The 23818-nt window shown below is 34.1% G+C and carries 30 protein-coding genes; all 30 read left to right on the forward strand.

Annotated features, from left to right (window positions below):
* The first annotated feature begins 40 nt into the window (after nt 1-40).
* Complete coding sequence (abc-f, locus tag BMX18_RS04980; protein WP_093815397.1) at nt 41-1960, forward strand: ribosomal protection-like ABC-F family protein; 1920 nt, start codon at nt 41-43, stop codon at nt 1958-1960.
* Between the two features lie 45 nt (nt 1961-2005).
* A complete protein-coding gene (locus BMX18_RS04985) occupies nt 2006-2863 on the forward strand; it encodes an Rgg/GadR/MutR family transcriptional regulator (protein WP_093815399.1) in 858 nt (285 codons plus the stop codon).
* 81 nt (nt 2864-2944) lie between these two features.
* Nucleotides 2945-4153, forward strand: a complete 1209-nt coding sequence (locus BMX18_RS04990) for an MFS transporter (protein ID WP_093815401.1) — start codon at nt 2945-2947, stop codon at nt 4151-4153.
* A 228-nt stretch (nt 4154-4381) separates the two neighbouring features.
* Nucleotides 4382-4828: a MarR family winged helix-turn-helix transcriptional regulator gene (locus BMX18_RS04995; protein WP_074482029.1), complete on the forward strand. Its 447-nt coding sequence runs from the start codon at nt 4382-4384 to the stop codon at nt 4826-4828.
* Nucleotides 4821-6572, forward strand: coding sequence for an ABC transporter ATP-binding protein (locus BMX18_RS05000; RefSeq protein WP_074868999.1), 1752 nt, complete (start codon nt 4821-4823; stop codon nt 6570-6572). Before BMX18_RS04995 ends, BMX18_RS05000 begins: the two co-directional genes overlap by 8 nt.
* Nucleotides 6572-8449, forward strand: coding sequence for an ABC transporter ATP-binding protein (locus tag BMX18_RS05005; protein ID WP_074868994.1), 1878 nt, complete (start codon nt 6572-6574; stop codon nt 8447-8449). Before BMX18_RS05000 ends, BMX18_RS05005 begins: the two co-directional genes overlap by 1 nt.
* Nucleotides 8450-8578: 129 nt before the next feature.
* Nucleotides 8579-9250, forward strand: a complete 672-nt coding sequence (locus BMX18_RS05010; protein WP_257609223.1) for an LXG domain-containing protein — start codon at nt 8579-8581, stop codon at nt 9248-9250.
* A gap of 233 nt (nt 9251-9483) precedes the next feature.
* A complete protein-coding gene (locus BMX18_RS05015) occupies nt 9484-9720 on the forward strand; it encodes a hypothetical protein (RefSeq protein WP_093815403.1) in 237 nt (78 codons plus the stop codon).
* A 297-nt stretch (nt 9721-10017) separates the two neighbouring features.
* Nucleotides 10018-10842 carry a hypothetical protein gene (locus BMX18_RS05020; protein ID WP_074482033.1) on the forward strand — a complete coding sequence of 275 codons (825 nt, stop codon included), beginning with the start codon at nt 10018-10020 and terminating at the stop codon, nt 10840-10842.
* Between the two features lie 47 nt (nt 10843-10889).
* Nucleotides 10890-11723 (forward strand): hypothetical protein, encoded by an 834-nt coding sequence (locus BMX18_RS05025; protein WP_093815405.1) that lies wholly within the window; start codon nt 10890-10892, stop codon nt 11721-11723.
* Complete coding sequence (locus tag BMX18_RS05030; RefSeq protein ID WP_074482035.1) at nt 11716-12024, forward strand: DUF4176 domain-containing protein; 309 nt, start codon at nt 11716-11718, stop codon at nt 12022-12024. Before BMX18_RS05025 ends, BMX18_RS05030 begins: the two co-directional genes overlap by 8 nt.
* Nucleotides 12025-12136: 112 nt before the next feature.
* Nucleotides 12137-13015 (forward strand): hypothetical protein, encoded by an 879-nt coding sequence (locus tag BMX18_RS05035; RefSeq protein WP_093815407.1) that lies wholly within the window; start codon nt 12137-12139, stop codon nt 13013-13015.
* Nucleotides 13008-13316 carry a DUF4176 domain-containing protein gene (locus BMX18_RS05040; RefSeq protein WP_093815409.1) on the forward strand — a complete coding sequence of 103 codons (309 nt, stop codon included), beginning with the start codon at nt 13008-13010 and terminating at the stop codon, nt 13314-13316. The genes BMX18_RS05035 and BMX18_RS05040 overlap by 8 nt, the downstream gene beginning before the upstream one ends.
* 78 nt (nt 13317-13394) lie before the next feature.
* On the forward strand, nt 13395-13700 hold the full coding sequence (locus tag BMX18_RS09460) for a hypothetical protein (RefSeq protein ID WP_257609224.1): 306 nt from the start codon (nt 13395-13397) through the stop codon (nt 13698-13700).
* Between the two features lie 59 nt (nt 13701-13759).
* On the forward strand, nt 13760-14335 hold the full coding sequence (locus BMX18_RS09465; protein ID WP_257609225.1) for a hypothetical protein: 576 nt from the start codon (nt 13760-13762) through the stop codon (nt 14333-14335).
* Nucleotide 14336: 1 nt separating this feature from the next.
* On the forward strand, nt 14337-15086 hold the full coding sequence (locus BMX18_RS05050) for a hypothetical protein (protein ID WP_093815411.1): 750 nt from the start codon (nt 14337-14339) through the stop codon (nt 15084-15086).
* A gap of 7 nt (nt 15087-15093) precedes the next feature.
* Nucleotides 15094-15825: a hypothetical protein gene (locus tag BMX18_RS05055; protein ID WP_074482238.1), complete on the forward strand. Its 732-nt coding sequence runs from the start codon at nt 15094-15096 to the stop codon at nt 15823-15825.
* 16 nt (nt 15826-15841) lie between these two features.
* Nucleotides 15842-16570 carry a hypothetical protein gene (locus tag BMX18_RS05060; protein ID WP_074482040.1) on the forward strand — a complete coding sequence of 243 codons (729 nt, stop codon included), beginning with the start codon at nt 15842-15844 and terminating at the stop codon, nt 16568-16570.
* 7 nt (nt 16571-16577) lie between these two features.
* Complete coding sequence (locus tag BMX18_RS05065) at nt 16578-17309, forward strand: hypothetical protein (RefSeq protein ID WP_074482041.1); 732 nt, start codon at nt 16578-16580, stop codon at nt 17307-17309.
* Nucleotides 17310-17321: 12 nt separating this feature from the next.
* A complete protein-coding gene (locus BMX18_RS09345; RefSeq protein WP_074482042.1) occupies nt 17322-17546 on the forward strand; it encodes a hypothetical protein in 225 nt (74 codons plus the stop codon).
* A 30-nt stretch (nt 17547-17576) separates the two neighbouring features.
* Entirely contained in the window at nt 17577-18296 is a 720-nt protein-coding gene (locus BMX18_RS05075; protein ID WP_074482043.1) for a hypothetical protein, read from the forward strand.
* Nucleotides 18297-18380: 84 nt separating this feature from the next.
* A complete protein-coding gene (locus BMX18_RS05080) occupies nt 18381-18710 on the forward strand; it encodes a hypothetical protein (RefSeq protein ID WP_074482044.1) in 330 nt (109 codons plus the stop codon).
* Between the two features lie 6 nt (nt 18711-18716).
* Entirely contained in the window at nt 18717-19601 is an 885-nt protein-coding gene (locus tag BMX18_RS05085; protein ID WP_074482045.1) for a hypothetical protein, read from the forward strand.
* Nucleotides 19594-19902, forward strand: a complete 309-nt coding sequence (locus BMX18_RS05090; RefSeq protein ID WP_074482046.1) for a DUF4176 domain-containing protein — start codon at nt 19594-19596, stop codon at nt 19900-19902. Before BMX18_RS05085 ends, BMX18_RS05090 begins: the two co-directional genes overlap by 8 nt.
* Before the next feature lie 178 nt (nt 19903-20080).
* Nucleotides 20081-21073 (forward strand): LXG domain-containing protein, encoded by a 993-nt coding sequence (locus BMX18_RS05095; RefSeq protein WP_257609226.1) that lies wholly within the window; start codon nt 20081-20083, stop codon nt 21071-21073.
* Nucleotides 21074-21241: 168 nt separating this feature from the next.
* Nucleotides 21242-21412 carry a hypothetical protein gene (locus BMX18_RS09350; RefSeq protein WP_159427427.1) on the forward strand — a complete coding sequence of 57 codons (171 nt, stop codon included), beginning with the start codon at nt 21242-21244 and terminating at the stop codon, nt 21410-21412.
* 125 nt (nt 21413-21537) lie between these two features.
* Entirely contained in the window at nt 21538-22086 is a 549-nt protein-coding gene (locus tag BMX18_RS05100) for a hypothetical protein (protein WP_074482047.1), read from the forward strand.
* Between the two features lie 21 nt (nt 22087-22107).
* On the forward strand, nt 22108-22653 hold the full coding sequence (locus BMX18_RS05105; RefSeq protein ID WP_142349352.1) for a hypothetical protein: 546 nt from the start codon (nt 22108-22110) through the stop codon (nt 22651-22653).
* Nucleotides 22650-23231 (forward strand): hypothetical protein, encoded by a 582-nt coding sequence (locus tag BMX18_RS05110; RefSeq protein WP_093815415.1) that lies wholly within the window; start codon nt 22650-22652, stop codon nt 23229-23231. The genes BMX18_RS05105 and BMX18_RS05110 overlap by 4 nt, the downstream gene beginning before the upstream one ends.
* On the forward strand, nt 23228-23818 hold the full coding sequence (locus BMX18_RS05115) for a hypothetical protein (RefSeq protein WP_093815417.1): 591 nt from the start codon (nt 23228-23230) through the stop codon (nt 23816-23818). The genes BMX18_RS05110 and BMX18_RS05115 overlap by 4 nt, the downstream gene beginning before the upstream one ends.

The raw sequence follows: 23818 nt of genomic DNA on the forward strand, positions 1-23818 counted from the left end.
TATCCTAGTTTAACGAGTGAGGATTTGTTAAAATAGACATATGATTATTTTACAAGGAAACAAAATTGAACGCTCATTTTCGGGCGATGTCTTATTTGATAATATTAATATTCAAGTTGATGAGAAGGATCGCATTGCGCTTGTTGGGCGAAATGGTGCTGGTAAATCAACTTTACTTAAAATTTTAGTCGGTGAAGAAGCTCCAACATCAGGTGAAATCAATACAAAACGTGACTTAATTTTGTCATATTTGGCGCAAGATAGCCGTTTTGAGTCAGAAAATACCATTTTTGATGAAATGTTGCACGTTTTTGATGATGTGCGTAGCATGGAATCTCGTCTTCGTAAGATGGAAATGCAAATGGCAGAGCTAACAGGTGATGCTTTTGATAAATTGATGTCGGATTACGACCGTTTATCAGAAGAATTTCGTGTTAGAGGTGGATTCACTTACGAGGCAGAAATCAAAGCCATTTTAAACGGGTTCAAATTTGATGAATCGATGTGGCAAATGAAGATTTCTGAGTTGTCTGGTGGGCAAAATACGCGCTTGGCTCTTGCTAAAATGTTGCTTGAAAAGCCTGAACTTCTTGTACTTGACGAACCAACCAACCATTTGGATATTGAAACCATTGCTTGGCTTGAAAATTACTTGGTCAACTATCAAGGCGCTTTGATCATTGTCAGTCACGACCGTTACTTCCTTGATAAAGTTGCAACAGTGACGCTTGATTTGACAAAACATTCGCTTGACCGTTATGTCGGTAATTACTCAAAATTCATGGACTTGAAGGCTGAGAAATTAGCGCTCGAAGCCAAAAATTATGAAAAACAAGCGAAAGAAATTGCTAAGTTAGAAGACTTCGTTCAACGTAACATTGTGCGTGCCTCAACGACAAAACGTGCTCAAGCTCGACGTAAACAATTGGAAAAAATGGAACGCTTGGACAAACCAACCGCTGGTCAAAAATCAGCTAATATGACTTTCCACGCTGATAAAGTGTCAGGAAACGTTGTATTGACAGTAGCAGATGCAGCGATTGGCTATGATGACCAAATCTTGTCAGAACCAATCAACATTGATGTCAAGAAATTTGATGCCATTGCCATCGTTGGACCAAATGGTATCGGAAAATCAACCTTGATTAAATCAATTGTGGGTCAGATTCCATTTATTAAAGGCTCATCGACTTATGGCGCTAACGTTGAAGTGGGTTACTATGACCAAACACAATCCAATTTAACACGTACCAATACTGTCCTTGATGAGCTATGGAATGATTTTTCAACAACACCAGAAGTGGAAATTAGAAATCGCCTGGGAGCCTTTCTCTTCTCTGGTGACGATGTTAAGAAATCTGTTAGTATGCTTTCTGGTGGTGAGCGCGCTCGACTATTGCTTGCTAAATTGTCAATGCAAAATAATAACTTCCTTATCCTTGACGAACCAACCAACCACTTGGATATCGACAGTAAGGAAGTTTTGGAAGACGCCTTGATTGATTTTGACGGGACACTTTTATTTGTCAGTCACGACCGTTATTTCATTAACCGTGTGGCAACGAAAGTGCTTGAAATCTCTGAAGAAGGTTCAACACTTTATCTAGGTGACTATGATTATTACCTTGAGAAAAAAGCAGAGCTTGAAGAATTGGAACGCTTGAAAGCTGAAGAAGCACAAGAAAAGACAGCTACGGTTGTTGAAAAAGCGCCCGCAAATGATTATCAAGCCCAAAAAGCTAACCAGAAAGAACTTCGTAAGCTCACACGTCGCATTGCTGAAATCGAAAATCAATTAGAAGAGATTGAAGCGCGTGAAGAGGAAATCAATCAAGCCATGTTGGCTACAAATGACGCAACAGAACTTGTTGATCTTCAAAAAGAACTCGATGAACTAACTGAACAACAAGAAACCCTCATGTTAGAATGGGAAGAACTCAGCGAAAAAGTTGAGGGGTGAAATTGACCTAATGAGTGCAATGCTGAAGTGGGGAAAGGAGAATTTATGCAAGATTATGGACCAATCTTTAAAGAATCTCGAATCAATCGTGGTTTTTCTTTGAAGCAGGTAGCCTGCGATGATTTATCCATTTCACAGCTATCGCGTTTTGAACGAGGTGAGTCCGATATTTCTCTAAATAAATTTCTTCTAGCCTTGCAAGCCATTCAACTTTCACTTGATGAATTCATGAATCGAGCCAATAACTACAAAAAACATGGACAGAAGAAATTGATGTCTCAAATGGCTGTTTACCATTATCAGAAGGATGTTCAAGGCTTGGAGAAAATGATTCAAGAGGAACAAAAGAAACTTGAAAAAGATTTTACCGATATCCAAGCAAAGCTTAATATCATTCTCTTTCGAGGCATGATTTGCCAATGCGACGACACTCGTACTATGTCAAAAGAGGATTTGGATTTTGTGATTGATTACCTCTTTCAAAAAGAAAACTGGGAAATTGGTGATTTAATCTTAATTGGTAATTTTTACACCTTTTATCCAACTCCTTTGATGAGTCGCATGGTTAGAGAAATTCTGAAACGAGTTGATTATTATTCTGAGATTTCAACGAATCGAAATTTGGTTGAATGCACCTTGATTAATATGATAGAGATTTGCACAGAGCGTGGGGAATTAGAGGAAGCGAGCTTTTTTGAGAAAGAAGCTGAAAAGTTATTGTCAAATGAGCGAAATGCTTATCACCGTACGGTTTTTCTCTACGAAAAGGGCTTCTTAAAATATGCTAAAGGTGATTTCAGCGGGATAGATGATATGAAAAATGCCATTTTTTGTTTTGAAGTGACTGGTGCTATCAATCACGCGAAACACTATCAATCTCATATGGAAAAAGTTTTAAAATGAAAAAATTCTCGTATTCGGGAATTTTTTTATTCCCTTAAAAATCTCATTTATAATAATGGAAAAGATTTAAGGGGGATGAAAGTGGAGAAAAACAGTTTAAAACTTTTAGCAAGTAGGGCAGTTAACAAACTTGGAGATGTTTTATATGATTATGGGAATAGCAGTTGGATTGCGTCCATGGGCAGTTTTGGACAAAAGATGTTGGGAATTTACCAAATTGTCGAAGTTGTGATTGCTATTATCCTTAATCCATTTGGTGGAGCAATTGCAGATAGGTTTAGGCGTCGCAAGATTTTGCTTTGGACTGATGGACTTTGTGCTTTGCTGTGTGTAATCTTGGCATTTATTCCTAGTAATCGCTTGATGTTATACGGTTTGATTCTGGCAAATATGCTGCTTGCTGTATCGAATGCTTTTTCTAACCCAGCTTATCGAGCTTATGTTCCTGAGGTTGTCAAAAAAGAGAAGCTTGTTAGTTATAATTCGTATTTAGAAACCTCTGTTCAAATCATTAAGGTGAGTTCACCTCTATTAGGATTTCTTATTTACCATTATTTGGGGATTCGTTGGACTTTAATTGTGGATAGTTTGACTTTTGGGATTTCTTTTCTTTGTCTGCTGATGATTAGGCATGTTGACTATGTTGGACACGAAATCAGACAGAATTTAACATCTAGAGAGATTCTTAAAGATATTTGGAAAGGATTTTTATATATTGTTGCTCAAAAAGAGATATTTTTTCTTTTGATAATGGCTACAACGGTAAATCTTTTCTTGGCAATGCTGACTTATTTATTGCCTTTTAGTTCTAGTATTTTTAAAATGTCGAGTGCTTATGCGACACTCCTTAGTTTATCGGCAGTTGGTTCTATTTTCGGTGCGATAGTGTCCAAAAGAGTTCCTAATACGATATCAGCATTATTATGGGCATTAGGGTTTAGCGGGCTAGGAATAACTGTTTTGGCTATTTCACCCTTAACAGGTTTGCCTATTTTTTTGAGTTTTTCTGGAGTGTTGTTTTACAATCTTTTTGAAACTATCTTTAATATTCATTTCTTTAGTCAAGTTCAAAGTCGTGTCGCTAATGAGTATATGGGACGAGTGATTTCAAGTATTTATACTTTAGCGATTCTATTTATGCCATTAGGAACTTTAGTGATGACTTTGATAAGAAGTAGTATTTCGGCTTATAGTTTTATCATTATTGGCTTAGCTGTTTTTCTATTAGCCATGGTAGGATTATGTTATAGCAACAAACGATTGAAACTATCTCACGAAAAAGAAGGGTAACTCTTTAATGGTATGCAGCTGTCTGGGATTGGCAATATGCTAATTTTGGATAAGTTTGCATATCATTTTTTAGTTTTTTGAAAATCAATAGCAGGCTATTGACTTTTTGACTCAAAGTTTTATAATAATGAATGGAATAAAATGAAATGTTTAGCAAACTTTAAAAAATGTCTACAAATTCTGACGGATGTTTTTTAGGGACTTGCTTTTTTATTGTCGGAGGTAACTATGAATCCTAAAAATGCTCCATATGGTTGGCTTGTTAAGCGAATTGCGCATCGTTTGGAACAAAACATGAATAATTTCTTGAAGCCTTATAACATTACTATTATGCAATCTTGGGTGTTGTTGTACTTAAAAGATGACAAGGATTGTTGTACTTATAAGGAATTAGAGAGAGAATTTGAAGTGTCGCAACCAACCATGGCTGGGATTATCTCGCGTTTGGAACAAAAGGAATTAGTTATTACAGGTCAGGATGAAAAAGACAAGCGTATCAAGAAAGTGCGTATTTCTGATAAGGGCTTGGACTTGATTATGCTGGTTTGTGGTCACTTGGAAGAGTCTGAAGACGATATCATTAGAGGCTTTTTTGATAAAGATCAAGAAACATTTCATTCATTGCTCGAACGAGCTTATTATAATGTTGTAGAAAGAGGTGACGAGAATGATTAAAACTCTTTTAGCTCAAGTTAAGGAGTATAAAGCTCCATCTTTATTAGCTCCTTTGTGTGCAGCTTTAGAGGTTTTCTTCGATATGTCAGTCCCTTTTGTCATTGCTAAGTTAATTGACCAAGGGGTACAAGCTGGGAATTTAGCTGTTGCCATGAAGTACGGAATTTTAATGTTGGTTCTTGCTTCATGTGGTTTGACAACAGGTTTCTTGGCTGGTAAATTCGCTGCGCAAGCCTCAGCAGGATTTGCCGCTAATTTGCGTGAAGGAATGTATGAAAATATTCAAACCTTCGCCTTTTCAAATATTGATAAATACAGTACAGCTGGTCTTGTCACTCGTATGACAACAGACGTTACAAATGTTCAAAATGCTTATCAAATGATTATTCGTATCGTTGTGCGTGCACCGCTGACAATCATTGTTAGTATGATTATGTGTTTTGTGGTGGATCGTCGCTTGAGTTTGATTTTCCTTGCTGCAGTTTTGATTTTAGGAGCAGCGCTTTTATTTATCATGCGTAAGGCTATGACAACTTTCAATTACGTCTTTCGTAAATACGATGATTTGAACGCGAGTGTTCAAGAAAATATTTCAGCCATTCGAGTGGTGAAAGCATTTGTACGTGAAAAATATGAAAATAAAAAATTCACGAAGGCTGCTGAGAATATTTATCGTCTTTTTGTAAAAGCTGAAAAAATTATCATCTTTAATGTGCCAGTCATGATGTTTATCATCTTTACATGTATTATTTGCTTGTCATGGTTTGGGGCACAGTTTATCGTTGATGGTAGTTTGACAACTGGGGAATTGACTTCATTGATGTCATATATTTTTGCCATGATGATGTCACTAATGATGTTGTCAATGATTATGGTCATGATTTCAATGAGTACAGCAAGTGCTGAACGTATTGCTGAAGTCTTGAATGAAAAAGCTGACATCGTTAATCCTGAAAATCCTTTGATGGAAGTTCCTGATGGAAGCATTGACTTTGATCATGTGCATTTTTCATATAAACATGGTAATGGTGAAGAAGTTCTTTCTGATATTGACCTTAGTGTGAAATCCGGCGAAATCATTGGGGTTATTGGTGGCACAGGTTCAGGTAAGACATCATTTGCTAACTTGATTTCTCGTCTTTATGATGTGGATGCTGGGTCAGTTAAAGTTGGTGGACACGATGTTCGCGAATATGATTTGGAAGTTCTTCGTGACCAAGTTGCCGTAGTGCTTCAAAAAAATGTCCTTTTCTCAGGAACTATTCTTGATAACCTTCGTTGGGGGAATGAAAATGCGACTGACGAAGAATGTATGGAAGCTTGTCGCCAAGCTTGTGCAGACGAATTTATCGAACGCTTCCCTGACAAATACAATACATGGATTGAACAAGGCGGAAGTAATGTCTCAGGTGGACAAAAACAACGTCTTTGTATCGCTCGTGCTTTGCTGAAAAAACCAAAAGTTTTGATTTTGGATGATTCAACAAGTGCCGTAGATACTGCGACAGATGCTAATATCCGTCAATCATTTGAAGAAACCATTCCTGGAACAACTAAAATCATCATTGCTCAACGTATTTCAAGTGTGCAACACGCTGATAAAATTTTGGTCCTTGATGATGGTAAAATCTCAGGTTTTGCTAGTCACGATGAATTGCTTAAAACAAACGCTATTTACCGTGAAATCAACGAGGTTCAACAACAAGGTAGCGGGGATTTTGATGAGGAAGGAGGTAATAACTAATGTCTCAACCTAAAAAAGAAGTGAACAAACAAGCCACACTAAAACGCGTTTTGGCTTATGTGATTAAGAATTATAAATGGCGATTCATGGCTGTTTTTGTCTTGATTCTAATTGCTGCGCTTTGTATGGTTCGTTTTAGTTTGTTCATGCAAACCTTGATTGATAGTTATGTCACACCTCTTTTAGCTGCAAAAAATCCTGACTTTTCTGGTTTAGCACATGCCATTTTCCAATTAATCATTATTGGAATCATCGGGGTAGCAAGTACTTACACTTATAACCGTTTGATGGTTTATGTGGGACAAGGAACAATGCGCCGTATTCGTATTGACCTCTTTACGCACATGGAAAGCTTGCCAATCAAGTACTTTGATACGCATGCTCACGGGGACATCATGTCAATCTATACCAATGACGTTGATACTCTTCGTCAATTGATTGGACAAAGTATCCCGCAAGTGGTCAACTCAAGCTTTTCGATTTTGACAACTTTTGTCAGCATGTTAGTTCTAAATGTGCCATTGTCAGCCTTGTCAGTTTTCATGGTTATTGTTTTGCTTTATGTAGCTCGTAAAATCGCTGCGCAATCATCAAAATATTTCCATGACCAACAAAATGACCTCGGTCGCGTTAATGGTTTCATCGAAGAAATGATGGATGGTCAAAAAGTCGTTAAAGTCTTTAACCACGAAGAACGTGCCAAAGAAGATTTTCGCAAACTCAACCAAGAACTCCGTCATTCGGCTACAAATGCCAATATTTTTGCCAATATCTTGATGCCAGTATCTGCTAATATTGGTAACTTATCTTATGTTCTTTGTGCCATGCTGGGTGCTGTTTTAGCTCTTCATGGTTATGCTGGATTGACTTTAGGAACTCTGGTTTCTTTCCTTGCTTTGAACCGTGGATTTACAAACCCAATCACGCAAATTAGCCAACAAATTAACTCAGTAGTTATGGCGATGGCTGGTGCCAATCGTGTCTTTAAACTGCTTGATGCTGAAGTAGAAGTTGATGAAGGTTATGTTGAATTGGTTAATGCTAAAGAAGATGCTGATGGTAATCTTCAAGAAGTTGAAGAAGCAACTGGTACATGGGCATGGAAACATCCACATGAGGATGGTAGTGTCACTTATCACAAACAAGAAGGTCGTGTAACCTTCTCAGATGTAACTTTCGGTTATAACGATGATAAGATGGTACTTCATGATATCAATCTATTTGCGGAACCTGGTCAAAAAATTGCCTTTGTTGGGTCAACTGGTGCTGGTAAGACAACCATTACAAACTTGATTAACCGTTTCTATGATATTCAAGAAGGTAAGATTCATTACGATGGTATCAACATTCGTAAAATCAAAAAAGCAGATCTTCGTCGCAGTTTAGGTATTGTACTTCAAGATACACACCTCTTTACAGGAACAGTCATGGATAATATTCGTTATGGACGTTTGGATGCGACCGATGAAGAATGTATTGATGCTGCAAAATTGGCTAATGCGCATGACTTTATTAAACGTCTGCCTGATGGTTACGATACGATTTTAACTGGTGACGGAAGCAACTTGTCTCAAGGTCAACGTCAATTACTTGCGATTGCGCGTGCAGCCGTCGCTAATCCACCTGCATTGATTCTTGATGAAGCAACCTCATCAATCGATACGCGTACAGAGGTTCATGTTCAAGAAGGTATGGATGCTCTTATGAAAGGTCGTACAACCTTCGTCATTGCTCACCGTTTGTCAACAGTTCGCAATGCTGATTGTATCATGGTACTTGAACAAGGACGTATCATCGAACGTGGTAACCACGACGAATTAATTGCCCAAAAAGGACGATACTACCAACTCTACACAGGTAACGCCATTAGTGAATAACATACTAAAATACCTTTTGAGAAATAGCACCGCTGTTTTTCAAAAGGTGTTTTTTGTTGTATTTCTGAAAACTGTTTCAATTTATGTTATAATGATTAGAAAAAATCGGTTAAATTTTGGGAGAGATTTATGAAGATTAAGATGAGCGAGGTTTTGGAGCAAAAAGCTAGCCTCGCAAGTTCGATAAGTAAGACAAAAAGCCAACTTTCAAGTGCTAAGGAAAAGCTAAAGAGTGCAGCAAATTCTGATGCTCTAAAAGGTGACGTCAAAGATGCTATTGATAATAAAATCAATAACTATCAAGTGCCTTTGCTGACAAATTATGTCAACAGCCTTGATGTCATTATGCAAGGTTATGATAACCTTATCAGTACTTTTAAGAGTATTGTGAGTGAAAACAGCGACTCTGCCATTATTGACACAGATGTTCTTCAACAAATGGTGGATAAGTTTGATTCACCGCTAGAGCAGTTAAAAACTAGCTCAGATGCGATTAACAAGGCGATTGATGAAGTCGCAGACATTGTCACGCTGACCAAGGTGACAACAGACGATGCCGTCTCAGAATTCAAAGGTGGCAAAAAAGTCCTTACCAATACCATCAAGGACATGGGGATTTTTAATAACACTGTCTTTACAAGCGAAGTAGGTAGTATCCTCGATGAGCAAAACACGCAAATTGGCAGTCTGTCAGACCTAGGCAGCAGCTCATATACAAGCAAGAAAGCCAAAGATTTCTATAGGAAAACAGACTTCAAAATACAGTGGATATATGAATTTATCGGGTGCCGGGTGCCCTAACGCTTGAGGCAACAATGCCACTTATGCTGACTTTGAGAAAGAGTGCTAAGGTTAACAAAATGCTATCTAAACCAGGTGGTCCAAGTTAGAAAGATTTAGAAAACATCGGTGTAGGAATCAAGGAAGATAAAGAAATTCTCTTATATGATAACCTGTATGGTTATGCCAAATGTACCTTTGAAAGCTCCGCATCAAGCAAAGGAAAGGTTGCTTTTACTTTTAATCGTTCAGGTTTGAACAATATTAAGTCGGGTGCTATTAAGCTGAAAAAAGGAGAATTAACCTTACCAGTTTCTGGGTCAGCTATAGAAAATTATCCATCATACGATGTTACTGCAATTTCTAAGGGGATCGCTGGTGTATCAGGCAGTATCGGAAATGAAAAGTCTAAGACAACATATGGTGTTAAGTATATCAATGGCGCTCTGGCAGCCTATACCAGCAATGAATCAAACTTCACCTTACCTTAAGAAAATAGAAACGGAGTCCCTAACCTAAAAGAAAAAGTCACTTTTGAACAAGGACAATATCTGAGAGATGGCGGGGATGGACCACATTTAACTAAGTATGATTATTGGGTTAGAAAACACAAGACTGAAATCGCTATAATTGGAGGAGTTGGGGCATCTGCACTTGCTATATATTTTTCAGGTGGATTAGCAGCCATTCCCAAAATAGCTGATGGACTTTTTACAGTTGGTTCGGTAGCAGCCTCAGGTGTTGCTTTATTAATTTCAAAAGTTATTACGCCAAAGGGAGATTAAAAATTGTTTGAAAAATTATCGCTAATGTCAGCGAAGAATTTTGTGACTGTATTAAAAATAAGATTATTACTTTATTATTTACTTGAAGCGTTATTTATTGGCTTGTACTTTTATTTTGCGTTGTCTAAAAAGCAGTACAGTGTTGGATGTGTAATGCTTCTGATTGCTTTTATTATTATAATGTTAAATCAGTTAATGATGGCAATCATTTTGAGTCAAAGAAATAACATTCTTATTGAACGTTTAGAATTGCAAAAATTTAAGTCATTAATTGAAACGATTTATTCAAAACAGTTGGCTAAGGGAAAGATAAAATTAAAAAAAGAAAGACTAGATTTTTATTTGTCAAAAGCTAAAGTTTTGTTTTATCAAGGAAATTTTGAAGAATCATTAAAGAGTCTAGGACTTCTTCAGAAAAATGATTTTTTGGGGTTAAATAGTGAAATTTGGATGTTGGACTATTATTATTTATTGTATTTGAACAATATTTTTTTAGAAAAAACGTTTAGTGCAGAAAAAATATTATCAGAAATATCCAAAATTAATGGTGGTGAAAAAGTACAACTTCAGAAAAAAGAGTACTCACAAGAAGTAAATGCTTTAAATGATATATTTGTTTTAAAACAAAATAATGCTTTTTTTGAAATACTACCTAATCGAAATAAACTTGGATTAGTGACATCAATTTACTATAGTGGAATGAATAATTACTTTCAAAATGAATTTAAAAAAGCCAAAGAAAACTTCCAAAAAATCGCAAATGAGAATCCAGAACTTTTCTACGTTCGTGAGGCTAAGAAGTATTTAGAGGAGTTAGACGATGAATAGAGAGCATTTGCCAATTGGGACTGTCGTTCGTGTAAGGAGAATATCTTTTGTTCAATAATATTTCAAAAAAAATATCAAAAATGTCGACTGAGAATATTCAAAACTATCAGTTTCGTATAAAACTGTTAATGTTTTTACTTACAATTATTTATATTATCGGTACGTTTTTTCTGCTTAGTAAGGACATGATGTTTGTTTTTGGGCTATTAACTATCGCAATGGTAACATTTATAGTTTTTTATCTATTAATAGCTGCTGCTATAACAAAAGGAGTTTACATGATTTTAACTGATGTCTTATCTCCTGAGCGTTATCTTAAATCATTGGATAAAATTTCTTCTTACAAACAAGGTGGTATAGGATCAAATAATTATAACTTAAGGATATTATATGAATCTAATAAAGCTTTTGGATTGATAGCAAATGGAAAATTTTTTGAAGCACTTGACTGTTTAGAAAATATTGATGCAAGTCGATTCAATAAATATCAGAAAAAGCGTTATTATCCTAACTATCTTCTTCTTAAATTTATGGCATTGTTATTAAGTGGGCAATCATATCATTTACCTGATTTTACATCATCATTTGAAAAATTAGGAGTTGATATCAATGATACAACTATTGGGAATCGACAGTTGAACATGATTGAGGCAATGGACAGTATTATTACAAACAAAGAAGTTAATTATTATTTTGAAGCAGCTGATGCTAAGAGCAGATATTCAAGCCTTGAGAATAATTATTTTAAAGCCAAAAACCAACTATTGTTGGGAAATTATAAAGATGCCAAAGAAAACTTCCAAAAAATCGCCAATGAAAATCCGGAGCTTTTCTATGTTCGTGAGGCTAAGAAATATTTGGAGGAATTGGATAATGAATAGAGAGCATTTGCCAATTGGGAGTGTTGTTCGTGTGAATGGTGGTTCGCAGAGTTTAATGATTACGACACTTTTTCCTGTCACTGAAAAAGGTGGAAAAAAAGGTTATTTTGATTTTGGAGCAGTGCCTCTTCCTTTAGGAGTGGTTAATCAGGATTTAGCTTTTTTCAACAAAGAAGATATTGATGAAGTTCTCTTTTTGGGCTATGTTGATGTGTCATTTCAGCAATTAATCGCTAATTACGATGAACTCATTTCAAATATTCAATATCCTAAATTTACAGTTGAAGGTTATAAAAAATAAAGAAGCGGACCGCTTATATCAAAGTAGAATATAAATTGTAGGCTATTTTTATAAGATGTGTCCTGTTCTTTCTATTTTATAGTTAGTATCAAGAAGTATTTGGAATAGAAAAATGAAAAAATCTATATTTAACGCAAGTTTTGAAGAAAGTCTGAATTTAGAAGATGATGGATTTCGGAAACTTCAGCAAGAACAACATGATAAAACAGAGAAATATTTCAAAAATGGAAAGCCATCTTTGTGGTTTAGAATTTATAGTTTTATTTTGGGTTTAGTGTTTGCTGTGGGGCTTAATTTTATGCTATTAGCTATTTCGTTTACACTTCATGATGATGCAAATAATTTGAGACTTGCAATAACCCAAAACAGTTTCTTGACAGCTAACGTCTTTTTGATTGGTTTATTTATATGGCTGTTATTAGTGGTTTTAGGAAAATTTATTAGGCAAAATAGCATATTACCCTACCGTTATAATTTTCATATCTTTACCAATATGATTTGGTTTATAGTGGAATTAGATTTGTTATTTATGGATTTTATAGTGCCAGCTATATCGTTTTGGGGAGTAGCTGTCATTTGTATTGGATTTCTTGCAATGCTTATATGGTTAATAATAGCTGAAAATCATCATTTAGGCTGCCTTTTATACCACAAAACTAATAAAGTATTATTACGAGATAAAATCTCTAAGACAATAGCGGTTTACGGTATGAGTTTGTTAGGAATTGTACTTCTTATTAAACATGTATTCTTTGCTGGGTCAGTAGATATAAGTGACTCAATGAAGGCGCTTGGATTTTTTGTGACGTGGATTGCTATAAATTTAGCAACAGTAGTGACAGTTATATTTATAGGGACTCCTTATTTTTTGCAAGCCTACTACAAACTCAAATATCCAGAAGAATATCGTAATTGGGAAGGTAAATCTCTTGAAGAATGGTATGGGAAAAAATATTTGAAAAAACACAAGGAGCTACTAGAACATGAATAAGTTAAAAGAATTATTACCACTAGGAAGTATTGTTTATCTTGAAGAGGGAACACAAAAGTTAGTGATTGTTGGTCGCGGGGCTATTTTTGAAGATCCAGATACAGGTGAACAGGTCTTTGCGGACTATATTGGTGTTCTTTATCCAGCAGGACTGCAAACAAATTCAACGTTATTTTTCCAACATGAAAATATTGATGAAGTTGTTTTTGAGGGTTATCATGATGATGAAGAAGACAGATTTTTAAAAGTTTATCATGAGTGGGAAGAAAATTTGAAAATTCCCCGAAAACAGATTGATTGATTTTAAGGCGCTTTTGCGATTTTTCTATATCTATTAACGCTAGAAGCGACTGTTGGTAGTATCGCAACACCTTACTTGGTGGGTAAAAAATACTATAAAACTGCTAAAAAATGGGCAACAGCAGCTTATGCTGAACATCGTTTTTCAGAAGATCGACTTGGAAGTACAATCATCAAAAAATCTGAGAAAACTGTTGATCATGTTTTGAATTTTGTTTTTGGGACAAGTAAAATTCTTAAAAAGAAAAAATCACATGGTATTGTTCAATATCATGGCAATAAGACAGTGACTAAGAGTTTTGAAAAAATGATGAAAACTCTTGGTGAAACAGACTATTCAAAAGAAATCAGAAAGTCATTAAAAACAATTGAAAAAATGGTCTAAAAGGGACAAGTAGGGCAAAAGAAATTGCTAAAGGTGTTATAAGAGGAACAAAATCTAATGTGATTTCTGAAGCTGAAGAAGCATTTAATGCAAAAACACTAAAAAATGTAGTTAAAGCCACTAAGAAAACAGGTCAAATCACTAAAGGTGTGAAAACAGCATTTAAAGAATCAAATATTGGAACGGCTCTAAAAACTGGTTCAAAATTTGCCAAAGGTGTGGCGGTTCTTAATGTCATTGATGGTGCTATTGAGACTTTTGATAATGTCGGAAAAAATAAGACACAAGCTAAGAAGCAAGGCCTACATGGTGCAGAAGTCTCAGCTAGTGTAGCAACAGGTTTTGTCGTCGATGCTGCCAAAGCAACTGTTAAAGGAGTCGCAAGTACAGCAGCAGCTACAGCAGGAGCGGCGTTTGCGGAGGCAGGATTTGGACTTCTTGCAACAACAGTTGGTATTACAGCTGGAGCACCTGTTTTAATAACAGGCGTAGCAGCTATTGGTATAGGTGCCTTAGTAGCTAAAGGAGTTGAAATTGCTGATAAGAAATTTAACATAACTGGTAGTGTAAAATCTACAGCTAATTCTTTTATTAAAGGTTGTGGTGATTTTGTAAGAGGAATGAAAGGACGGTAAAATGGGGCTAATTGAACGTTTAAAATTACAAGAAAAGCGTAGAAGAGAAGGAGTTAAAAAAGGAGTATCTCGTTTTGGAAATTTATTAGGATTACTTATTTTCTATCCTCTTATATTTCTATTATTTTATGGTACGATGAATGAATCTGAATTACCAATGGAATTAAATAAGTGTATTTTTTACTTAGGTATTGTTGTCTGGATAACTTCCTTACTTTTAACAATTTGGGATTTCCTTCACAATAATCGAGTACTTGTTGGAATTTCATCGTGTTTAATGTATACATATGGTTTTTTTGTAATTCCTATTATCTCAGTAATATCATTTAATAATGGTGAATTAAATTTTATTATTTTACAGGAAATCTCACTTATTCTGTATCCAATTATCTTATATGTAATTGCAACTTATGTGATTTCTGATAAAGATGGAAATTTCCGATCGACTAAATTTAGAAAGATAATTAGTAGTCTTTACTTACTACCATCTCTATTATTGATAATTATTGGATTAATAATGTCAACCATAGCTTCGGATTATTATTTTATTTATTTAAGTTGGGGAATAGAATTATTATTTTCCTTATTTATAGATATGATATGGTACATGGCTTTCTACCCCCTCCATCACAAGGATGATGAAGTTGCTGATTTGGCAGAAGCTTCAGAAGTTCAAAGTAAAGCAGTGAATGCATTAAATGAGACGTTACAGGACAAACGTTTTGATAAAGATGAAGTTAAGGAAGATTGATGGTCACATGGGATTAATTGAGCGTTTAAGAATATTGCTAAAGTATCAAGAAGGGAATATAAAAAAGGGAGCAAGTCAATTAGGAAATTGTAGTTTATTATTTATTTTATATCCTCTTGTATTCTTAATATTTTATGGAACAATGCAAGATTCAGAATTACCAACATTATTAAGTGAAATTATTTTTTATATTGGAATTCTTGTGTGGATGGCAGCTCTTTTATTAGCAATTCTATCATATTTCAAAAAAAATCAAGTTCTTGTTGGAATTTCTACGTATCTTATGTCTGTATACGGGTGTTTTACATTACCAGTTTCATCAACAACAGCATGGGGAAATGGTCATTTGAACTTTATTATTTTGCAAGAAGTATCTATTATTTTATGGCCATTGATTTCATATCTTATTTTTGTCTATTGTATGGTAAATAGAAATGGTGAAATTATACATTCTGAAAAGTGGAAAAAATTGCTACTTTATGTAGTAATGGGACCAGGATTATTTTTGTCTTTTATTTCCTTACTATTGATATATTTTGTATCAGATTACTATTGTATTTACTTAGTTTGGGGATTAGAATTAGCTTTATCTCCAGCTTTAATTTCCGGCTGGTTTACTATCCTCTACCCCCTCCGTCACAAGTCTAACTTAGCAGTTGCTTCAGAAGTACAAAGCCAAGCAGTGGATGCCTTGAGTGATACGTTGCAAGAAAAATATTTTGATACTGATAAGTTTTAGGGAGGTTGATGGCAACATGGGGTTAATTGAGCGTCTTAGAATTTTGTTAAAAAAACAGCAAGAAAATATTTCTGGAGGAGTTCCTTATTGGGGTGTATATTCAGGTTTGTTAATTTTATATCCATTGGTCTACTTTGGATTTTTAATAATAGTTAGCAACTCGATAGTTCCTAATTCTTTAGTAAGCTTTGGAATATGGCTTGGTGGTATAATTTGGCTACTTTCTATTCTTTTGGTAGCTATTTCACATAAATTAAAAAATCAGTTTTACTCAAGTTTAGCAGTATTTTTCATGGCAGTATACGGTTTTTTAGCTTTACCCTTTATTACAACTGCTTCAGAGGGGGGAACTTTAAGATTTATAGTAATCCAAGAAATTTTAATTTTTATCTGGCCATTGATATCTTATGTTATTTTAGCTTTATTTATTTTAGATGATAAAGGGAACTATATAGATGATAGCCAAAAAATAAAGTATATGCACTTGATATACTTGCCTATGTATTTAGGAAGTTTATGCATACCATTCAATATTCTCTTAGGAAATTTTATGAGGTTTGTATTTTTAGGATTTGAAATGACAATGTCAAATTCTTTAATTCTTATATGGTCATATATTCTCTACCCTCTCCGTCACAAGGATGATGAAGGTCTTGATTCAACAGTTCAAATTCAAGCTGTCAATGCTTTGAATGACACGTTACAAGAACAGCATTTTGATAAAGATGAATTTAAGGAAGATTGATGGTAACATGGGACTAATTGAGTGTTTAAGGCTACAGCAAAAACGAAAAAAAGAGGCTGTAAAAAAAGGAATATCTCGTTTGGGAAATTTATCAGGACTGTTTATTTTATATCCTCTTATATTTTTAATGTTTTATGCCACTATGAATGATTCGAAACTTCCAATGGTATTAAGTAGAATGATTTTTGGCTTAGGACTTTTAATTTGGATAATTTCTTTATTCTTAACTATTTGGGATTTTCTTCATAATAATCAAGTTCTTGTTGGACTTTCAACATATTTAATGTTTATTTATGGTCTTTTTGTAGGTCCTATTGTATCAATAACAGCTTGGGGTGATGGTAGTTTACAGTTTATCATTTTGCAGGAAGTTTCCATTATTCTGTATCCAATTATATTTTCGCTTATAATGGCTATGGTATTCACTGGTAGAGATGGTAATTTTCGCTTCGCTAAATTGAGAAATATAGTTGGCAATATTTATATTTATATCCCAGTTCTTATGACAGTATTTGGACTATTAATGTCGTATCTTGTTTCAGAATATTATGTTGTCTACCTATTCTGGGGGTTAGCAATGTTTTGTTCTATTATGATTGATTTGGCATGGTATATGGCATTATACCCCTTCCGTCACAAGTCTGACTTAGCGGTTGCTTCAGAAGTACAAAGCCAAGCAGTAGATGCATTGAGTGATACGTTGCAAGAAAAACATTTTGATAAAGAGAGATTTAAATAAAAGGGAGTTAAAATGATTGAAAAAGCTATTATTAAGCAGACACATTTGGTGAAAAAGACAGTTCGTATTGCGGCAGACCAGCTACCTGATTTATTTGAATATACGGAGTATTTGCCGTTTGAATTTGGAATTTATAAAGATGGTCCAACATTCTTTGAAATCACACCATGTTGTTGGAAGATAAGTGCCAAGAGGCTTCACCAATCTTTTTCATGTCTTCAAAGATTAACGGAATAGTTTATACAGATATTAGAATAGGTGTTCGTTTTGAGTAAATCAAAAAAACAAGAAGTAATTATTTTAGAGCGTTACCATGGCCCTTTAATCACGAACGGTGTGGAACTAGGGTATATTAAAATAGTTCCGTGGTTGAATTTAGTAGCTGATATTTTCTGGTATTTTGCAGCAGGATATAATGATAATTTAGGAATATTGAAAGGAACCTTTTTGCTTTGTATACTTATCAACCTTTTTAGTATTTTGTACTCATTCTTCAATTATACTATTGTAAAACATAAAGTCTTAACGTACCTTTTATTAACCTTAAATTTTCTTACTATGATAATTTGGTTGAATTTTATCGGCTTAATGATGTTTGTATCTAATATAGATGATTCTATGGATGCTAATACTTTTTATGATTCTCCTTTAACAATGTTTTATGTCATTCCTATGATTGCTCTTTTTGTTATTATGATCTTCTTTGTCTACCCTTACTTCTACAGACGAGACCGTAGGACAAATGGTGCTTATCGAGAAAAAGAATCAAAATTTAATAGCTATGACAATAAGATGTTTTCAAGTAAATTCTTGATAATCTTCGGTTTGGTTGTTTTTGTTCCGCCATTGTTAACAGGTTATATAGAAAATGCTTTTGGATTATTCTCAGGATTTTTATTTACTTCGACACTTTCAGCTTTGGTAGTTGATTCATTTTATGCAGCGCTTTATGCCAAACAACATCCAGAAGAGATTGATGAGCTTTAGGAGAGAAAAAATGGATATTAAACTGAAAAAATTAAGTTTCGTTCAAATCGTTGGCTTTGAAGCAAGTTTGCCGGGAAAGCTGCCATGGTAGTAACTTTTGCGGATTTAGCTGTTTCTGGTGTTTCTGGTGGGGCTAAAGAATTTTCAAAAACTGGAGATGTCGGTAAAGGTGTTATTGCTGGGACCTTCTCAGCAGTTAAAAGTGTAGGATCTTTGGAAGGTGCAACGATTGGAGCAGCTGTTGGATTAGGGATATACATTCTTGATAAAACGGGAGTATTGGATACTGCTGAAGATCTTACAATGAAATTCTATGATAAATCTAAAGAAGTAGTCGGAAAAGCTGTTAAATCAGTAGGTGAAGCTATTTTAACTACATTTGGAGGTATTGGAAAGGCAATAGGTTTTGGGTGATAAATAATGGAAAAAAAATCAATATTCAATGCAAGTTTTGAAGAAAGTATCAATTTAGAAAATGATGATTTTAGAAAATTTAATCAAAAATCTTATGACGATCTTCTAAAATATTTTGAAAATGGAGGCCCATCTACTAAATTTAAATTAACCTATTTCTTCCTTTCACTAATTTTTCCAATTGGAATAAATTATTTATTTACTGTATTGACACAAGAGGCAGTTACTCAAAAACAATTTATGGGGTATCTTGCTTTAGAACATAATATTCTACCGATAAAATATTATGGATTTTTTCTAGTTATTTGGCTGGGAATTATCTTAATAGGAAAATGGTTTAATCAAGTGTTTATTTTATGTTATCGAATGCAGTTTCACGCTCAAGTTACAGCTTTTATTTGGCTATTTATAGAAGCTAATTTAACCTTTATTACAATTTATTTCCATACAATAACTATATGGGGAGTCTTATTATTGTTATTGATTTCTATTATGTTAGGTTATGCGATGATGCAAACTCAACTAAGACGGTTGAAACGTATTTTGTATGGTGAAAAGTTTCCTATTTCGACTATTGAAAAACTTGTAATGAAATTTTCTATTTATGGTATGGGATTGCTAGGGGGAGCAATTATTGTCAAAATGATAACGAAAGTATTCTCAGTTAATTTGACTAATTCAATGGAGTATTTTGCTTTCTTTTTATGTTGGCCAATTAGCAATGTCTTATTTTTAGCTTTGTTCATATTTGTAGAGTTGTCCCATTTCCTTCCAGCCTACTACAAACTTAAATATCCTGAACAGTATCGAAAGTATGAAGGTAAATCTCTTGAAGAGTGGTATGGGAAAAAATATTTGAAAAAACACAAGGAATTAACAGAAAATGAATAAGTCAAAAGAATTATTACCGTTAGGAAGTATTGTTTATCTTGAAGAAGAAACTCAAAAAATAGTTATTGTTGGTCGAGGGGCTATTTTTGAAGATCCAGAAACTGGTGAACAGGTCTTTGCGGACTATATTGGTGTTCTTTATCCAGCAGGACTGCAAACAAATTCAACTTTGTTCTTCCAACATGAGAATATCGATGAAGTGGTTTTTGAAGGTTATCATGATGATGAAGAAGACAGATTTTTAAAAGTTTATCATGAGTGGGAAGAAAAATTGAAAATTCCACGAAAGCAAATTGACTAATTGATTTTAAGACGTTTTTGCGATTTTTCTATATCTATTAACGCTAAAAGCGACTGTTAGAATCGGAGCCTGTTTTGAGTGAAAAACAAGAAGAAATTATTTCTGAAAACTGTTTCAATTTATGTTATAATGATTAGAAAATATCGGTTAAATTTTGGGAGAGATTTATGAGATTAAGATGAGCGAGGTTTTGGAGCAAAAAGCTAGCCTCGCAAGTTCGATAAGTAAGACAAAAAGCCAACTTTCAAGTGCTAAAAAGAAACTCAATCAAGCAAGTAATTCTGACGCCTTAAAGGGAAATGTCAAGGACGCTATTGATGATAAAATCAACAATTATCAAGTGCCTTTGCTGACAAATTATGTCAACAGCCTTGATGTCATTATGCAAGGTTATGACAACCTGATTAGCACTTTTAAGAGTATTGTCAGCGAAAACAGTGACAGTGCCATTATCGACACGGACGTCCTCCAACAAATGGTGGATAAGTTTGATTCGCCACTAGAGCAGTTAAAAACTAGCTCAGATGTTATTAACAAGGCTATTGATGAAGTCGCAGACATTGTCGCACTGACCAAAGTGACAACAGACGATGCCGTCTCAGAATTCAAAGGTGCCAAAAAAGTCCTTACCAATACCATCAAGGATATGGGGATTTTTAATAACACTGTCTTTACAAGTGAAGCAGGGGATATTCTAGAGGAGCAGAATACGCAACTCAGTAGCTTGTCAGATTTAGGAAGTAGCTCATATACAAGTAAGAAAGCCAAAGATTTTTACAAAGATAGCACCTTTAAAGCTGAAGTCAAAGAGGTTAAGTTAGTTGTTAACGGCAAAGCTAGGAAAAGTCACTTAAAAAACGAACTCGCTAAAAATTTGTATGATTCCAAGTATAGTGGGTATATGAATGAGAAAATTTTATCATCTACTAATGTGCCTGAACCAGTTATGGTGACCTGTAAGAGTTCTAAAAAACAAAGTGAGAAACTTGATAAAAACTCACAAGCACTTTTGAAAAAAGCTAAAGAGGACAGGGATAAGGGACTTATTTCTGAATCAACTTATCAATCTATAAAAAGTGGACTGGTCAGTGGTGGCGGAGCGTTTTTGAAAGAATTTGCTCAAGAAAAAATTACTGATGAAGCTGCTGAAAAATTCACTAAAGGAGCATGAGAGTGGCTGGTACAAAATACTCAAAACACACAATATGCTGCAGTAGGTGCACTTGCTGGAGGTGGAGTTCACACTGTTCCAATTGATGTAAATCCTGCTTATAGTCATTTTGTTGTTGGTGTTGCAAAATATGGCGCTCCCGTAGTTGGCTCAGCTTTAGATTTTGGTATGCAGCTGTCAAGTGGTGAGGATATTGTTGATCCAGGAATAAAGACTGGAGCACATACGGCTATTGGAGTAGCGGGAGCAGAGTTAGGAGCGACCTTAGGGAGCGCAATCCCAGTTATTGGTACTATTGGAGGTGGCGCTGTTGGTTTTGCACTAGGTGTAAGCGGATGATTCTGCGTATGACAATGTTATTAAAACTTTGGCGGAGAATCCAAAAGAGTATATGAATGATGTCGGTAAGGCAGTATATGGATTTTTGAATGGATTTGGAAGTGCAATTCAATAAGTGAGGTTATATGTTATATTCTAATAAATTAACAGCAATTGGAAACTATAGAGGTGATTCTGTTTTTTATGATGAGGAAAAGGAAGCATTTTATTTAGCGAGTCAGAAGCATGAGGAAAAAGCTCTTTCAAATACAGTACTTGCTGGATTAATATTGGCAAGCTTGCCACTGATTAGATGGTTAGATGATTCTTTTAAAGTAGATAATATTGTTTTTAGGGTAATTCTTTTAGGTATTTCAAGCCTTTTTATGGTATTTTTGGCTAGTCACTATTTAAAACAGAGATATCTCCGTTTGCAATTAGAAAGATTATATTTTAGTGATGTTGAATTTAGAAGTTTTATCATTCAGGAAGAAAAAAATGCAAGAATTGCCTTGTCAGTTCTTTATGCTTTATTTTTAATAATTTTTATTTCTGGAATAGTATACCTCGTAACATCAATATTTCTATTTTTATTTCTAACAGTGATTTTCTTATTTCCGTTGATACTTTTTTTATTAATTAAACCCTGGAAAAGGCGGATTATTATTTTGAAATTGTCAAAAATTTATAAGTAAAAATATCTTAGTAAGAGGAGAATGATGTTAACAGATAATACTAAAGTGACATTGGTTAAAAAAGATGATTACTATCTTTATGGTGATTCTTTAACAGGTGGTTTTTATAAAGTTTTTGAAACAAAACAGCTGATTATTAATAAATACAAGCAAGTCATTTTTTATATCATAGGTGCGACTGTCGTTAAACAATTGGAGAGACTTTATTTGTCCATCTCTTCTATGGGATTAAATTCTTGCTTGCTTCTGGTGGTAATGATATTGATTTCTTTCAAATCATATCAGCAGTTAATTGAATGGCAAGATGAAATTGATTTTGAGAAAGTTCAGATACCTCAAAATCAAGTAGCATTAATAGCTGAAGATGCAGCAAAGAGTCTAAAACAAAATCTGATATTAGTGGTCATTTTAATAACTTTATGGGGAATGGTATCTTTCTTTTTTCTTATCTTTTCTTCGACGTTTTTTCTAGTTATTTCACTAGTCTTATGGTATGTTTTAACACTTATTGTTCCGACTATTCATTTATGTAAACGAAAATATTTTATAAAAGAGAAGTTACAATGACGAAAATACCGTTATACCCGATTGACAAAGATTTTTATCTTTATTTTGACATTGATGATAAGTCATTTTATCGTGCCTTTAATCAGTCAATGTATGAAAAATCAAAAGAAAAAGAGATTGTTTCAAAGATATCAATACTTAGAAAAAGCATTCCCATTTTTCTTCCCATTTTCCTGATGCTAGGAGCATTTTTTACAAATAAATATAGCATTTGGTCGACTTTATTTGTCAATATTGTTAATTTAGCTATTGTCACGTTGATCTGTATTTATGGCATAACGATGTATGCGATAAATTTCAAAAAGAGAGTTACTGAACACTATAAAACATTGACCTATATTAAAGTTGACTGCTGCCAGGAAGAGGTATTAGAAAAACTGAAGCAGCATAGTTCTAAAATTTTAAAAATTAGATTACTTTTTATTGTGTTAACTATTGTTTTAGGATTAGTTTTTCTGTTATTTTCAAATGTATTAGTGCTTTTCTTATATTTTTTGATGTTTTTAGTGACAAATTATCTTTTTATTGTAACTACAGTAAAGCCATATGCTATTTTAAAAAGGGTATTTAATAAATGAATTATCAAGACAAAATTGAGTTATATCATGATGGAGAGAAGACGTATTATTACGATCTTGATGAGAAAAAATTGTATGTTCAGTTGATGAATACAATGAACTATAGAGAAAAAACAAGAAAGTTTTTAAAAAAATCTTCAGAATTGTCACTAGCAGTAGGAATTCTATCCATTATTCTCAATCGGTGGTATAGAGAAGTGGCTAGTTTGGAGCTTAACTTATCTCTTTTAGTCTTTTCTTGTCTTGTGCTTATTGGTTTGATATGTTGGCTAAGTAATTTTTTTACAAAGCAACAAAGTAATCTTTTTTCATTTGTACTAGTTAATATGGATGAATTTGATGTTGAAAATCTAATTGAACAATCAGGAAAGTTAGCTGATAGCTTGCGAAATTTAAGTATCATTTCACTTATCATTGTGATGCTTGGGTTGCCTTTATTTCTGATTAATTCTTTATTAATCGCTTTAGTGGTGGCAATATTCGGTGCTCTGCTATTTTGGGGAAGTCTTTCTTATTTTGATATTTTAAAACGTTACAAAGCTATTGATAGTTTAAAAGAAAATTATTTCAATGTGAAAAGGGGTTGA

The organism is Streptococcus sp. 45 (assembly GCF_900108865.1).
Taxonomy (GTDB): domain Bacteria; phylum Bacillota; class Bacilli; order Lactobacillales; family Streptococcaceae; genus Streptococcus; species Streptococcus ruminicola.

Excerpts from the sequence above, each read along its gene's own strand:
- BMX18_RS05095 (WP_257609226.1), top strand. The coding sequence starts at position 20,081 with ATGAGCGAGGTTTTGGAGCAAAAAGCTAGCCTCGCAAGTTCGATAAGT.
- BMX18_RS05030 (WP_074482035.1), top strand. The coding sequence starts at position 11,716 with ATGAATAGAGAGCATTTGCCAATTGGGAGTGTTGTTCGTGTGAATGGT.
- BMX18_RS05115 (WP_093815417.1), top strand. The coding sequence starts at position 23,228 with ATGAATTATCAAGACAAAATTGAGTTATATCATGATGGAGAGAAGACG.
- BMX18_RS05005 (WP_074868994.1), top strand. The coding sequence starts at position 6,572 with ATGTCTCAACCTAAAAAAGAAGTGAACAAACAAGCCACACTAAAACGC.
- BMX18_RS04985 (WP_093815399.1), top strand. The coding sequence starts at position 2,006 with ATGCAAGATTATGGACCAATCTTTAAAGAATCTCGAATCAATCGTGGT.
- BMX18_RS05055 (WP_074482238.1), top strand. The coding sequence starts at position 15,094 with ATGGGATTAATTGAGCGTTTAAGAATATTGCTAAAGTATCAAGAAGGG.
- BMX18_RS05035 (WP_093815407.1), top strand. The coding sequence starts at position 12,137 with ATGAAAAAATCTATATTTAACGCAAGTTTTGAAGAAAGTCTGAATTTA.
- BMX18_RS09345 (WP_074482042.1), top strand. The coding sequence starts at position 17,322 with ATGATTGAAAAAGCTATTATTAAGCAGACACATTTGGTGAAAAAGACA.
- BMX18_RS05080 (WP_074482044.1), top strand. The coding sequence starts at position 18,381 with ATGGTAGTAACTTTTGCGGATTTAGCTGTTTCTGGTGTTTCTGGTGGG.
- BMX18_RS05060 (WP_074482040.1), top strand. The coding sequence starts at position 15,842 with ATGGGGTTAATTGAGCGTCTTAGAATTTTGTTAAAAAAACAGCAAGAA.
- BMX18_RS05040 (WP_093815409.1), top strand. The coding sequence starts at position 13,008 with ATGAATAAGTTAAAAGAATTATTACCACTAGGAAGTATTGTTTATCTT.
- BMX18_RS04995 (WP_074482029.1), top strand. The coding sequence starts at position 4,382 with ATGAATCCTAAAAATGCTCCATATGGTTGGCTTGTTAAGCGAATTGCG.
- BMX18_RS05050 (WP_093815411.1), top strand. The coding sequence starts at position 14,337 with ATGGGGCTAATTGAACGTTTAAAATTACAAGAAAAGCGTAGAAGAGAA.
- BMX18_RS05010 (WP_257609223.1), top strand. The coding sequence starts at position 8,579 with ATGAAGATTAAGATGAGCGAGGTTTTGGAGCAAAAAGCTAGCCTCGCA.
- BMX18_RS09350 (WP_159427427.1), top strand. The coding sequence starts at position 21,242 with ATGCAGCTGTCAAGTGGTGAGGATATTGTTGATCCAGGAATAAAGACT.
- BMX18_RS05000 (WP_074868999.1), top strand. The coding sequence starts at position 4,821 with ATGATTAAAACTCTTTTAGCTCAAGTTAAGGAGTATAAAGCTCCATCT.
- BMX18_RS05090 (WP_074482046.1), top strand. The coding sequence starts at position 19,594 with ATGAATAAGTCAAAAGAATTATTACCGTTAGGAAGTATTGTTTATCTT.
- BMX18_RS05100 (WP_074482047.1), top strand. The coding sequence starts at position 21,538 with ATGTTATATTCTAATAAATTAACAGCAATTGGAAACTATAGAGGTGAT.
- BMX18_RS05110 (WP_093815415.1), top strand. The coding sequence starts at position 22,650 with ATGACGAAAATACCGTTATACCCGATTGACAAAGATTTTTATCTTTAT.
- BMX18_RS05065 (WP_074482041.1), top strand. The coding sequence starts at position 16,578 with ATGGGACTAATTGAGTGTTTAAGGCTACAGCAAAAACGAAAAAAAGAG.
- abc-f (WP_093815397.1), top strand. The coding sequence starts at position 41 with ATGATTATTTTACAAGGAAACAAAATTGAACGCTCATTTTCGGGCGAT.
- BMX18_RS05105 (WP_142349352.1), top strand. The coding sequence starts at position 22,108 with ATGATGTTAACAGATAATACTAAAGTGACATTGGTTAAAAAAGATGAT.
- BMX18_RS05085 (WP_074482045.1), top strand. The coding sequence starts at position 18,717 with ATGGAAAAAAAATCAATATTCAATGCAAGTTTTGAAGAAAGTATCAAT.